Consider the following 13,720-nt stretch of genomic DNA (forward strand, 5'->3'; position numbering starts at 1 on the left):
AATTGCTTTCAAGTGTCATTTGTCATTTGTCCTTTGTCACTTACCAATGACTAATCACTAATGACTAATAGCTAATGGTTTGAGTAGATTTTTTTCTACCAATAACTCGGCGATTTGTATTGCATTCAATGCTGCGCCTTTGCGGATTTGGTCGCCGCACAACCATAATTCCAAGCCACAAGGATGAGAAATGTCCTGACGGATTCTTCCCACTAAAACTTCATCTCTACCGGTTGCTTCAATTGGCATTGGAAAATGATTAGTTTCCCAATCTTCTACCAATTTCACTCCAGGGGAGGAATTTAAAATTTTTCTGGCTTCCTCGGCACTAAAGGGAGTCTCAAATTCTAAATTAATGGCTTCTGAATGGGCGCGGAGTACGGGAACCCGTATACAGGTCGCAGTGATTCTGATTTGCTGCGTGCCAAATATTTTTCGGGTTTCGTTGACCATTTTCATCTCTTCCTCACAATAACCCAAATCATTTAATGGTGAGTTATGCGGGAATAAATTAAATGCCAATGGGTAAGGCAATACCTCAGCAACTGGCGGCTGTCCTTGTAGTATAGCGCTTGTTTGGGCTTTGACTTCTGCCATTGCCCTAGCCCCTGCCCCACTAGCAGATTGGTAGGTTGAAGCCACGATACGTTGAACTGGTTTAACTTTGTGCAATGGCCATACTGCCACAGTCATCAAAATCGTTGTGCAGTTAGGGTTAGCAATAATGCCCTGGTGATTAGCTGCGGCTTGTGGATTAACTTCTGGCACTATTAAGGGAACTTCTGGGTTCATCCGAAAGGCACTGGAGTTGTCAATTACCACTGCACCCTTTGCCACAGCAACTGCTGCCCAAGTCTTAGATGTGGAACCACCCGCGCTAGCTAGTACTATATCGACATTTTCAAAGGCGCGATCGCTTACTAACTCTACTGGGATATTTTCCCCTTTAAACTGTAGCGATCGCCCAGCACTGCGCTCTGATGCCAATAACTTCAACTCAGCAATCGGAAAATTACGGCTTTCTAATAATTCCAGCAACTCTGTGCCAACTGCACCAGTAGCTCCCAAAATAGCTAAACGATAGGATTTCGACAAACTTGCTTCCTCCTTATAAAAGACTTATCTGCAATTTTTTGGAACAATTGACAATTTATTTATATTTAAATAGCGATCGCAGTCTTAAAATTAATTTTGAATAGATTGAGATTTTCTCTAATTTAGTCTATCTTTAATAGATTTAATAAATTTATTTACTTAGGTTATTTAATAAGTTAAGCGATGTTGTATTTTACAACAGCCGCCATCCAACTTTCATTCATTTATCTAAACCATATTATAGTATTGTACAACAAAGCGCCATCTAGCTAGAAAAATACATATATATCTGCACTTAGACATTTAACCTGGTAAGGTGAATAAACGTCTTGGTTGTAAAGTGAGTTGCCAGCCCGATGAATGTACTATGATGCAAATGGTATAAAATTAGCAACCGATAAAATCGAGCTATGCGGCTAGGCAGCCTGTTTAATCCTGTACCAAAATATAGCTAGACTCAATGCTATAACTTTGAAGTAATAAACTACTGGCTGAAAATCAGAATATCACGGTCTTAGCCCACCGAATAATGAATTCTTGACTTTCCAGTGCTAAATTCAGACTAACTGAAAATTACGGACTGGGGAATAAGGATAAAAATCTTCCCAATCCGCAATGATTCAGCACTTATTACAAATATTAGGCAAGAAATCCCAGACGTTCTTAGCCCTGGGAGTGTCAATAATTGTTATGACGGTAAATTGTCAAGTCCTTGGTCATTGGCAGTAAACTGGATCTCTGTGCCAGGACACACAATCCATCCTTGGATGTCATAAAGCCTTGTGACAAACTCCCCCTCCTCCCTAAGAGACATCAAGCCATAAACGCGAAAAATTATTGCGTCTTGTGTGTACTCGGAGATTAAAATACCAGAAAACTAGAGACGAAGCATGAAAGTTACCCAGGAAAAACTTCCCGCCAGCCAAATTGGCCTGGAAATAGAGATTACGCCGGAAATTACCAAGCAAACTTACGAACAGGTCATTAAAAACTTAGCGAGTACTGCCAATATTCCTGGGTTTCGTAAAGGCAAGGTACCTCGGCCGATATTACTACAAAGGCTGGGTACAACTCGTATCAAGGCAGCAGCGCTGGAAGAACTAATTCAAGACGGCATTGAGCAAGCAGTTAAACAAGAAGCTATCCCGGCAATCGGTCAGCCGCAATTGCGCTCCTCCTTTGAGGATTTGATTAATAATTATGAACCTGGAAAACCTCTGACGATTTCGGCCGCTGTCGATGTAGAACCAGAAGTAAATCTATTGCAGTACACTGATTTGCTTTTCCAAGCGGAAGAAGTCAAGTACGATCCAGAACGAGTGGATAGTACCCTTGAGAAGGAACGTCAAGAATTAGCGACATTAATTCCTGTGGAAGGACGTGCAGCCCAAATTGGTGATATTGCCGTAGTCGATTTTAAAGGCTCATTCGCCAGAGTTGAGGGTGAAGACGAAACAGCTGAACTAGAACCGATTCCCGGAGCCGAAGCAACTGATTTTCAAGTTGAATTACAGGAAGATAAGTTTATCCCAGGCTTTATATCGGGAATAGTAGGGATGAATCCTGAAGAAACTAGAGAAATTGCGGCTCAGTTCCCAGATCCGTATGCTAATGAGGATTTAGCTGGAAAAGCAGCAACTTTCACAGTGACGCTCAAAGAGCTGAAGGAAAAGGAACTACCAGAAATAAATGACGATTTCGCCCAGGAAATCAGCGATTTTGAAACTTTAGAGGAGTTACGCGCTTCTTTGGTAGAGCGATATCAAAAAGAGGCGGATGACAAAACAAAAACAAATAAGCAGGAAGCCTTGTTAACGGAACTGCTTAAGCACGTAGAAGTGGACTTACCACTAACTTTGGTTGAGCAAGAAGTGGATGCAATGCTAACGCAAACAGCAATGCGCCTGTCTCAGCAGGGATTAGATGTGAGGAAGTTGTTTACTCAAGATATTATTCCTCAATTGCGGGAGCGATCGCGTACTGAGGCCATCGAACGCATCAAACGTTCTTTGTCCTTGCGAGAAGTCGGTAAACGCGAATCTATTGAGGTAACACCAGAAGAAATCGCAGCCAGAGTCAAAGAACTTTTGGAACAGTACCCAGAAGAAAAAGAGGTTGATGAAGATAGACTGCGCTCAATCGTGGAAAACGAACTATTAACCGAAAAAACCATCGATTGGCTCTTAGAACATTCCTCAGTTGAACTTGTACCCGAAGGCTCCTTGAGTCCCTCTGAGGAAACGGAAGCCACAGAATCTGATGCTGCTGATGCTGATGTATCTCAGACAGAGGCAGAAAACAGCGAACCTTCTACAACAGAAGTCACAGAAGGATAATAAAAAATCCCAAAGCCATAAATTCACCAGTCCTGAGTTAAAGTACTGGTGAAATGGGTAAGGTAAGGGAGACAAGGAAGCGGAGGAGCAAAGCAGAAAGAGAAGAACTATTAATTATTGCCCAATTCCCACTGGGATAAAGTCAAAATAATTTAAAGAATTAATGAATTTTTGGCAAATTGTGACACATGTTATGGACTGAGCTTGATACTGTGTTACACGAGAGCAAGTTATATGAGGCATAATGGTTAACACGTAGCTATAAAAATTCCATTCGTCGAAAAGGCAGCATAAGCTGCTGAAACATTTGTCCTAAATTATCGTCACAGAAAGCCTGTATGTTTGTATCGCAGTCGGGAAACTACCCCATCAGCAACCAAAGCCGAATAAACATTAACTCCCAGTTGAACAGCCCTAGCAACATCGTGCCGATGGTGGTAGAACAGTCTGGCATGGGAGAAAGGGCTTTCGACATCTACTCCCGCCTGCTGCGAGAGCGGATTATCTTTTTGGGAACGCCAATAGACGATGCCGTAGCCAACTCAATTGTGGCTCAATTGTTATTCCTAGATTCCGAAGACTCAGAGAAAGACATTCAAATGTATGTCAATTCTCCTGGTGGCTCGGTCTACGCAGGGATGGCAATCTATGATACAATACAGCAAATTCGCCCTGATGTTGTTACCATCTGTTTTGGATTAGCCGCGAGTATGGGGGCATTTTTGTTAACAGCAGGGGCTGCCGGTAAGCGAATGTCTCTGCCTGACTCCCGGATTATGATTCACCAACCACTTGGTGGCGCTCAAGGTCAAGCTATTGACATTGAAATTCAAGCCAGAGAAATTCTTTACGTTAAGGCTAAGTTGAATCAGTTAATGGCTCATCATACTGGTCAACCCTTAGAAAGAATTGAAGCAGATACTGAGCGCGACTTTTTCATGTCGGCAGAAGAGGCGAAAAACTACGGTTTGATTGATCAGGTCATTTCCAGGCAAAATCTTCCCACAGCAGGGGAAAACGTCACCATTCTGAAATAAGAGGCTGGTATGTCTAAGTACGACTCCCATTTAAAATGTTCGTTTTGCGGCAAGTCTCAGGAGCAGGTGCGTAAATTAATCGCAGGGCCGGGAGTCTACATCTGCGATGAATGCGTTGACTTGTGTAATGAAATACTAGACGAAGAGTTACTCGATACCAATGGTGCGGCAGCACAACCCGCACCAAGAGCAGAACCACCTCAAAAACGGCGTACTCAATCTTCTAGTATTTCGTTTAATCAAATACCCAAGCCAAGAGAGATTAAAAAGTATCTAGACGAACACGTTATTGGTCAAGATGAAGCCAAGAAAGTCCTGTCAGTAGCTGTTTACAATCACTACAAGCGGTTGGCAGTCATTCAGTCTAAAGCCAGTGGCAAAGGTGGGGCGGATGATGCTGTAGAACTGCAAAAGTCCAACATTTTGTTAATCGGCCCAACTGGTTGCGGCAAAACTCTCTTAGCGCAAACCTTAGCGAAAATCCTGGATGTACCTTTTGCCGTCGCTGATGCTACGACGCTGACGGAAGCAGGTTATGTGGGAGAAGATGTGGAAAATATCTTGCTGCGACTGTTGCAAGTGGCAGATTTGGATATAGAGGAAGCGCAACGAGGAATCATCTACATTGATGAAATTGACAAAATTGCTCGTAAGAGTGAGAACCCGTCAATTACCCGTGATGTTTCTGGCGAAGGCGTGCAGCAAGCCTTGTTGAAAATGTTAGAGGGAACGATCGCCAATGTACCACCCCAAGGAGGGCGCAAGCATCCCTATCAAGACTGCATCCAAATTGATACAAGTAATATTTTGTTCGTCTGTGGTGGTGCTTTTGTAGGCCTAGAAAAGGTTGTGGATCAGAGAGTTGGCAAAAAAGCAATAGGCTTTGTGCAACCTGGAGAAGGCCAAACGAAAGAAAAGCGGGCAGCAGATACTCTCCGTCATTTAGCGCCGGACGATCTAGTAAAATTTGGCATGATTCCAGAATTTATTGGGCGTGTGCCAATGGTAGCAGTAGTAGATCCGCTAGATGAAGAAGCGCTAATGGCGATTCTCACCCAGCCACGCAGCGCCTTAGTGAAGCAGTACCAAAAGCTGCTGAAGATGGATAATGTCCAGTTAGATTTTAAACCAGATGCTTTACGAGCGATCGCTCAAGAAGCCTACCGCCGTAAAACTGGTGCTAGAGCGCTACGGGGCATTGTCGAAGAACTTATGCTGGATGTAATGTACGAGTTACCATCCCGTAAGGATGTGACACGCTGTACAGTAACACGGGAAATGGTCGAGAAGCGATCGACTGCGGAACTAATAATCCATCCATCTTCACTACCGAAACCAGAGTCAGCTTAATAGTCAGTCATTAGTCATTAGTCATTGGTTATTAGTCAAAAACTAAAGACTAATAACCGTGTAATAAGGGAAAATGACTAATGACAACTGACAAAGGACTAATGACTAATGCCTTATATTAAAGTTCGTGGCGTTGACCATTACTACGAATGGGTGAAAAAACCATCTGCTTCTTTGGTAAAACCAGTGATGGTTTTTATGCACGGTTGGGCTGGTTCGGCTAGATATTGGCAAAATACCGCGAATGCTTTATCAGAGCAATTTGATTGTTTACTCTACGATATGCGGGGATTTGGCCGTTCTGGTGGGAAGCCAACCATAGCCGAAGCAAGTGAAGCTGTTGCCGAATCTGAGTCCCTCAAGGAAGAATCACAGGCAATCAAAGACTTAACCTATGAATTAGAAGAATACGCTGATGATTTGGCAGCTTTGTTAGATGGGCTGCATCTTCAGCGTGTCTATATTAATGCTCACTCGATGGGCGCTTCTGTTGCGACTTTATTTTTTAACCGCTACCCCCAACGAGTGGAACGAGGAATTCTAACCTGTAGCGGCATTTTTGAGTACGACGAAAAATCTTTTAGTGCCTTTCATAAATTCGGTGGCTATGTAGTTAAATTCCGTCCCAAATGGTTAAGCAAAATTCCATTTGTTGACCAGATGTTTATGGCGAGATTTCTATATAGTTCAATACCACATTCTGAACGCCAAGCTTTTTTACAAGATTTTCTCGAAGCAGATTACGATGCAGCTTTAGGGACAATTTTTACTTCCGTTAGTAAGGCTCAATCTGAAGTGATGCCGCTTGAGTTTGCCAAGCTGACAGTGCCGACTCTGCTCGTGGCGGGAGAGTATGACAAAATTATTCCGGCCGAGATGGGGCGTAAAGCAGCTGCACTGAATGACAAAGTTGAATTTGTGATGATTCCTAACACAGCCCACTTCCCGATGTTGGAAGATACTCCAACTTATATGCAACTGGTGCAAGAGTTTTTGCAAATTAATATTCCACAGCCACAAGTTAAATAAGTTCTGGCGGTTGTTTACACAGTTAAATGAACCTGTGTGATACCTTGACGCATTTTATATTGTCGCTTTAACCAAGACTTTTTAAGTATTTTACGCAGCAAGGGAGGAAGTTGACTCAACAGCGATCGCAGCAGTGCATTTTTTCGCAGTAGTTCGCCTTGTTTAGCTTCCTGTAACTGGAGTTGCTGGGCGCGGATAATTTCTGGCTCACGTTCTGATTGGATGCGCGGTAGTGCCATATCAATGTCCTGGTGTTCGGCTTCTTTGTGCAACAACGGCACAAGATGATTAGCAGCGACAATGACATCACGCAATGCTAGATTAATTCCTTGAGCGCGGACAGGAGACATTGGGTGTGCCGCGTCACCTAGAAGTAATACTCCTGGTACGTGCCATTGTGGACAATAACCAACCACAACAGAAAGCCGAATGGGGGATTCAATGGTGTCTGCATGATTACGGAAATGTTCTGCTAGCCATGAGGGTGATAGTGAGGCAAAAATCTCTGCCCAGTTAGCTTGCTTGAAGTCAGTGTTTTCGGTTGCGGATATCACCCAAGCTAGATGCAGTTTTCCTGATTCTGCTCCGTGAAAAATGGTAAATACGCGATCGCCATTTACAATAGTACGAAAAACATTATCGGCTGCAAACTCAGGACTGGCGGCAAGTTTAAACCAGAGAATATCAATATTTTTGGGCTGGCGTACTAATTCCAATCCTATACGTTGTCGTACCAGAGAATTTCGACCATCTGCCCCAATCACTAAGTCAGCAGTAAGTTCTCTGCCATCGCTCAATACTACACCTGCGACACGTTGATTACTCCAACGTAAATCTTTGACTGGAACACCCTGGATAAATTCAAACTCATTATTGGTTTGAGCTTGGGAAATTAGTGCTTTGAGTAGCGGTGGTTGTGAAACCAGTGTACAGGGTTGGGTTGCTCCCATTGGTTCTTCGACTCGAAACAATTGCTTGTCCCCTAGAATGAATTCCCATGCGTCGAGTTGTCGATGGGGAATATGCTCTAACAACGGTGATAGTCCCATTTGTTCTAGTGCATCTAACCCACTGGGCATTAATCCTTCACCGCGAAAAACACGATAAAAGTCTTTTGCTGCTTCAATTAACGTTACAGGAATACCACGTTGTGTAAGGAGGAGGGCAAGGGTTACACCTGTTGGGCCTGCGCCTACAATTACAATTTGCATTACGTTATCCCTCCTGTATTAGTTGTTCTCAAAGATGTTGGTCGAATTATCTTGATATTAATTACGGAATAGGGAACCACAGAGGCTAGCGCCAAGGGGGTTTCCCCCATGAGCGACTGCCACGCAGAAGGCACAGAGAAATGAGAGTTTAAGAGATATTTTGGTTAATACCAATTCTGTATGAAGATACAGAGAATATTAAACGAACCGCCAAGTACGCCAAGAGCGCCAAGAATAGAGAGTTACTTATTTAGTGCAGCTTCACATTAAATTGGTATAAGTCCTAATTAACTCAAACCCAATTCTCGTTTTAGCAAGTTAATCGAGTTAGTGCCGATATAATTTTCAACCTTAATCAGTTTCGGTGGACGAATAATATCTTCATCAGATGCTTGTACGGCTGCTTGCACTGCTGCAAAACTGGCTTGATCGCTGATGATGACCTCAGCCCGTTTAACCATAGCCTGAAGTTTATAGGCATCTTTTGGTTGCGAAGTCATCACTAGTAGTTCATCTCCCCGCAGACCGTGGAGGATGACTTCTGCTGCTCGTGCAATCCCGGAACTGAGGCTAACTATACCTACACAATTTTCTTTTGGTAGGGTTTTTAAGAGGCTGAGTTCTTTGCTGTAGTCGTAGATATCCAGAGGAATTACCCGTGCAGCTTTAGGGGCTGCGATCGCTTCTACATTACTGATAAAGTACCGACTTGTAACTACTGTTGCAGAGGTAGTTTTATCTAATACTGCTGTTAATTCTTCCATTGCTACTAACTGCACTGGAATTTTTAGCGATCGCTCCAATTCATAGACCATCAATTCACCAGCACCCATATCATAGGATGGAACTGCAACCAGTACTCGCGCACTACAACGCAAGCGCCAGTCAATTTCCGCTAAAAATAGCTCTCTGGCTTGATTGAGTGAACATCCTTGAGTGAGCAAATCATCAAGTGCTTGCTGCACAACTTGATATGCGTCAGGATTTTGTTTGAGAATTGGTGATTGTAGCCGACTACCGCCCTCATGACCTTGGGGACGAACATAAATTCCCGAACCAGCCATACTTTCAACAAATCCGTCTTCTTCTAGTTGACGGTAAACTTTGCTAATGGTGTTACGGTGTAATCCCGTTTGCATTGCTAGCGCCCGTGTGCTTGGCAATTTGTACGCTGGGGGATATTGCCGAGAAGCGATCGCAAAGCGGATTTGATTAAACAGCTGGGTTGATGCGGGAATTTCGCTGTCTGGCTGAATACGGAATTGAATCACCACCAAACCTCCTGAATACTAAGTGCTAATGAGTGCTGAATTTTGAGTATTAAGTATTGCTTTTATACTCAACACTTTTAACTCAGCCTCCTTTTGTGACCAGCTACATTTGCTATGTCTGAGATACGTTTATTTACATATAAAGTTTTTCTGATACAAATTTCTAATGCGCTCACTATTAGTTATTGATAATTTAATTAGAAAAAAGCTAGGCATACTGGCATAGTTATATCAAACAAACACACCGTTAATCACATAACACGGGTAAAAATTATTATGGCAGAGCAAGCAATAATTACCACAACGGTTAATCTTTTGCAAGATAATATTCAAGTGTCAGCATATCTGGCAGAACCAAAAGAACCTGGATCTTACCCAGGAATCGTGGTCTTACAAGAGATTTTTGGTGTCAACGTTCACATTCGGGATGTTACAGAACGGATTGCCAAACTTGGGTATGTAGCGATCGCACCTGCACTTTTTCAACGCACTGCTCCTGGTTTTGAAACCGGATACACACCCGAAGATATTGAAACGGGCAGAGGTTACGCTATGCAAACTCAAGCATCAGAGTTGTTAAGCGATATTCAATTAGCAATTGACTACCTCAAAAATCTGCCCCAAGTCAAAAAAGATAGTTTTGGCTGCATTGGCTTTTGCTTTGGTGGTCATGTCGCATATCTTGCAGCCACTTTACCAGATATTAAAGCTACGGCTTCGTTCTACGGTGCTGGAATTACCACCCGCACGCCAGGAGGCGGCGCTCCCACTGTTACCCGCACCAGAGAAATTCCAGGTACTGTCTATGCCTTCTTTGGTACAGAAGATGCCAGCATCCCACCTGAACAAGTAGATGAGATTGAAGCAGAGTTAGAAAAATATAAAATTCCTCATCGTGTGTTTCGCTACGATGGAGCTGATCACGGATTTTTCTGTGACCTTCGTGCCAGTTATAATCCTAAAGCGACAACCGATGCTTGGGAGCAGGTGAAACAACTTTTTGGTCAACTGATCTAAAAACCATACAACCAAGTTCGTCATTGGTCATTGGTCACTTGTACTGAGCTTGTCCTGAGCGTAGTCGAAGGGCGTAGTCGAAGTATTAGTCATTGGTCATTTGTTATTTGCAAAGGACAAATGACAATCTAAACTTCAATGGCACCATCTCAAATAAAAATTAATCTTCAAAAGTCATGAATTCCGAATCGAAACTTTCTCAAACAGCCAATTCGTCATTTACAATGGACGATTTTGCCAAAGCGCTAGAAAAACACGACTACCAGTTTCAAAAGGGACAGGTTGTACATGGCAAAGTGTTCCAACTTGACCATGATGGTGCTTATGTTGATATTGGTGGCAAGTCGTCAGCTTTTCTACCACGCGATGAGGCTTCTTTGAGAGCAGTTACGGATTTATCGGAAGTGCTGCCATTGCAAGAGGAAATGCAGTTTTTGATTATCCGAGATCAGGATGCAGAAGGTCAAGTCACTCTTTCTCGCAAGCAGTTGGAAATTCAGCACATCTGGGAACGACTGGCAGAAATGCAGGAAAATGCTCAGACTGTGCAAGTAAAGGTTATGGGCGTTAATAAAGGTGGTGTCACCGTCGATATTCTCTCCTTGCGGGGGTTTATTCCGCGATCGCATCTGGCAGAGCGTGATAACTTAGATGCACTCAAAGGTCAAAATCTGACTGTGGGCTTTTTGGAAATTAATAAAAACACCAACAAACTCATCCTTTCTCAGCGATTAGCAACTCGTTCTAGCAACTTCAGCTTATTAGAACTAGGTCAACTGGTGGAAGGTAAAGTGACTGGCATCAAACCTTTTGGTGTGTTTGTCGATTTAAATGGTATGGGGGCTTTGCTTCATATCAAACAGGTAAGCCAAAAATTCATTGATTCTCTAGAAAAGGTATTTAAAGTTGGTCAGCCAATTAAAGCTGTAATTATTGACTTGGATGAAGGTAAAGGGCGGGTTGCTCTTTCTACCAGAGTTTTGGAAAACTTCCCTGGTGAAGTGTTAGAGAATATGGATGAGGTGATGGCTTCGGCTGAGGCGCGGGCTAATAGAGCTAATAACAAACCTGCTGAATAGTTTTGAGGTGGGCTGCTTGCACAAAGCGTTTAAATCGCCATCTGAAACAATTTTGAATTGTTAATACTCCCCCTGCATCTACAAAGATATGGGGGGATTGTAATTGGGAAAACTTTTCACAGACTTCTTTCTAGCCTCTGGCTGGAAATGCGGGAAAACAATTAACTCGTAGAAAACAACCTTGTTACAAATCTTTATATAAGTCTGAAGTGCTTAAACGTTAGACTTTTCAAGTCTCGATGCGAGAAAAGATATCCTCCCAACACCACCAATCCCAAATAATAAATATCCCTCCCCACTCATCCTTGGGAGGTGTCCCTGTGGTGCTGAAATGTTAAAGGCTACACCAGAGTAATCAATCCAGTTTTCTTTGACTCTCCATCCTATGCGATCGCCAAATTTTTCCCAGACTTCTTTATAATATTCACCGTCAGCCTTTCCACCACATTCGAGATAAATTTTCTTCTGAACGCTAAAGCCAAAGTGTCCATCGCTATGTTGTACCCAAAGTTGGTCAATGGTGCGTAAGTCAGTACAGGGAAAATTCTTGATAGATTCAACATCAAACCAACCTTCTTTTTCCCTGCTAGATGCCTTGAGCATGACAGCTAAAGTTTCCTCATCCGCTTCTTTCCACTTGCCTGCTGCTAGCAAATCTCGCAATCGCGTGTAGTTTACTCCCTTCTCAGAACTGAGATCATCAACTTGAATTACTTGCTGTAGCTTTGGTTTTCGTCCAGTAATACCCCAAATTAAGTTCTCCATAGCCTCAATATCTGTCCGAAAGTCAACCCACGTATTACCCCTAAGAAAAATTGGGAGTTTAGGCTGCTGTGGTGTATTCCCAAGCAAAACAGGAATCACGGGACAGCCTCTCTCTACAAATTCGTTTAAAAAAGCTCTCATCTCTTGACTTTGCCAGGGGCCAAGTCCACTGCTACCCACAAAAACTGCTGCTGATTTAATATTTTCTATTTGTTCTTCTAGTAAAACCTGCCATCCTAAACCAGGACGAAGTTCCCACTTATCTAGCCAAGGTTTAATTCCTTGTCTTGTTAATTCATTAGCAATTTCTATAACTTCAGGCTTGTCTTTGCTATTGTGGCAAAGGAAGACATCAAACTGATCTTCGTCACTCATCTATAAGTCTCCTCACATCCACTTCTCTATATCGGCAATAATTGCTAACACATTATACTTACTGCTTTAAATCCTTCTTCAACGATTTTAACTCAGCCAAATACTGCGAGGTTTTGCCTAAAAAATAACTCTAATGTAGGTTGGGTTGAGGAACGAAACCCAACATTTTCACGGCTTTGTTGGGTTTCACTCCGTTCAACCCAACCTACAAATCTTCTTAACATAATTACTTAAGTTACGTCGAATTTAATAAGCAAAATGACATTTGACTTACTCAAAAGAAGCTTTTACTTTCTCAATATGCTTGATTACTGACTCATTGAAGTAATTCACGCACTCGTGACCACTATCCCTTTGAGATTACTTTTCTCTATCTTTATCTAATGCTTCCTGGATTGCACGACGACAAAATTCTGGAGGATCATCCTTTGTAGATAGTTCTTCCTTCATAGTTTTGGTAATGCGTAGGTTAATTCTTTCTGTTAATGATTCTTCTCTATTTGATTTAATTGGTTGTAAATTTTGTGGATTCCCTTTAGGATTAGGCATTATTGAGAAATATAAACAAGGCTTGATTTACTTGGTGCCAAAACAATAGATTGTTTTTTAGTGGTTGTGACAACTTGCCGGAAGTACAACCACCAATATCCAATTCAAAAAATGGACACTACTATTTTATGTTCACGCGTTCCGAACTTGAAATCAAGACTATTAAGGAATTACGCGATTTATGTCGGAGATACGGTGTAAAACCTACTGGGAATGCAGGATACAAAACTTCGTATATCGTAACTCTGATGGCATTTCCACTTTTAGCGCTCCAACAAATGAAGCTAGGTAAAGGGTTAAAATCCCCTAACTTTAACGCTATCCAGGTAATCAACTCCGCATTGAGGAGATGAATTCACCCACAGACGAACAAACAGCACTGATTCGGATAACTTTGGAAGGCAGAAAAATGAGCTATCCTGACCGATATCAGCAAGAGAATCTGCTGAACTTGCACAAGGCTAAGATGTCACTTGAACAAGCTATCGACTTCTTGAGCCAGTAAAACTAATCCCATTACCCCATCTCCTGCATCAACAAAGATGTGGGGGATAATTTTTTGAGATTAAGATAAATAAGGTGTGACCAATTGGCTTAGTTGGCATG

12 protein-coding genes are annotated in these 13,720 nt (G+C 42.4%); 7 read left to right on the top strand and 5 right to left on the bottom strand.

All coding sequences use genetic code 11. The annotated features are described in order from the left end of the window. Positions 1-57: 57 nt before the first annotated feature. Entirely contained in the window at positions 58-1,095 is a 1,038-nt protein-coding gene (locus V7K69_RS17140) for an aspartate-semialdehyde dehydrogenase (RefSeq protein ID WP_335036380.1), read from the bottom strand. A gap of 890 nt (positions 1,096-1,985) precedes the next feature. Between V7K69_RS17140 and tig the strand changes: the two genes are divergently transcribed. The 4 genes from tig (at position 1,986) to V7K69_RS17160 (ending at position 6,847) form a co-directional block, all read left to right on the top strand. Further along, positions 1,986-3,431, top strand: a complete 1,446-nt coding sequence (tig, locus tag V7K69_RS17145; protein ID WP_335036382.1) for a trigger factor — start codon at positions 1,986-1,988, stop codon at positions 3,429-3,431. A 338-nt stretch (positions 3,432-3,769) separates the two neighbouring features. Next, complete coding sequence (gene clpP, locus V7K69_RS17150) at positions 3,770-4,468, top strand: ATP-dependent Clp endopeptidase proteolytic subunit ClpP (RefSeq protein ID WP_114085546.1); 699 nt, start codon at positions 3,770-3,772, stop codon at positions 4,466-4,468. A gap of 9 nt (positions 4,469-4,477) precedes the next feature. Next, entirely contained in the window at positions 4,478-5,818 is a 1,341-nt protein-coding gene (gene clpX / locus V7K69_RS17155) for an ATP-dependent protease ATP-binding subunit ClpX (RefSeq protein WP_114085547.1), read from the top strand. Positions 5,819-5,926: 108 nt separating this feature from the next. Further along, a complete protein-coding gene (locus tag V7K69_RS17160; protein WP_335036385.1) occupies positions 5,927-6,847 on the top strand; it encodes an alpha/beta fold hydrolase in 921 nt (306 codons plus the stop codon). Positions 6,848-6,861: 14 nt separating this feature from the next. On the opposite strand, the gene V7K69_RS17165 is transcribed toward V7K69_RS17160, so the two are convergent. Beyond that, complete coding sequence (locus V7K69_RS17165) at positions 6,862-8,058, bottom strand: FAD-dependent monooxygenase (RefSeq protein WP_335036387.1); 1,197 nt, start codon at positions 8,056-8,058, stop codon at positions 6,862-6,864. A 287-nt stretch (positions 8,059-8,345) separates the two neighbouring features. Further along, entirely contained in the window at positions 8,346-9,329 is a 984-nt protein-coding gene (locus V7K69_RS17170) for a GntR family transcriptional regulator (protein ID WP_190932867.1), read from the bottom strand. A gap of 276 nt (positions 9,330-9,605) precedes the next feature. Between V7K69_RS17170 and V7K69_RS17175 the strand changes: the two genes are divergently transcribed. Beyond that, a complete protein-coding gene (locus V7K69_RS17175) occupies positions 9,606-10,346 on the top strand; it encodes a dienelactone hydrolase family protein (protein WP_335036391.1) in 741 nt (246 codons plus the stop codon). 176 nt (positions 10,347-10,522) lie between these two features. Continuing rightward, positions 10,523-11,425 (top strand): S1 RNA-binding domain-containing protein, encoded by a 903-nt coding sequence (locus tag V7K69_RS17180; protein ID WP_163927734.1) that lies wholly within the window; start codon positions 10,523-10,525, stop codon positions 11,423-11,425. A 213-nt stretch (positions 11,426-11,638) separates the two neighbouring features. On the opposite strand, the gene V7K69_RS17185 is transcribed toward V7K69_RS17180, so the two are convergent. Together V7K69_RS17185 and V7K69_RS17190 are read right to left on the bottom strand one after the other, a co-directional pair. After that, positions 11,639-12,565, bottom strand: coding sequence for a GUN4 domain-containing protein (locus V7K69_RS17185; RefSeq protein WP_335036395.1), 927 nt, complete (start codon positions 12,563-12,565; stop codon positions 11,639-11,641). Positions 12,566-12,925: 360 nt separating this feature from the next. Beyond that, on the bottom strand, positions 12,926-13,114 hold the full coding sequence (locus tag V7K69_RS17190; protein WP_179071541.1) for a hypothetical protein: 189 nt from the start codon (positions 13,112-13,114) through the stop codon (positions 12,926-12,928). 349 nt (positions 13,115-13,463) lie between these two features. Between V7K69_RS17190 and V7K69_RS17195 the strand changes: the two genes are divergently transcribed. Next, positions 13,464-13,619, top strand: a complete 156-nt coding sequence (locus V7K69_RS17195; protein ID WP_335036397.1) for a hypothetical protein — start codon at positions 13,464-13,466, stop codon at positions 13,617-13,619. Positions 13,620-13,720: the final 101 nt, after the last annotated feature.

Source organism: Nostoc sp., assembly GCF_036917775.1.
In the GTDB taxonomy this organism is placed as follows: Bacteria; Cyanobacteriota; Cyanobacteriia; order Cyanobacteriales; family Nostocaceae; genus Nostoc.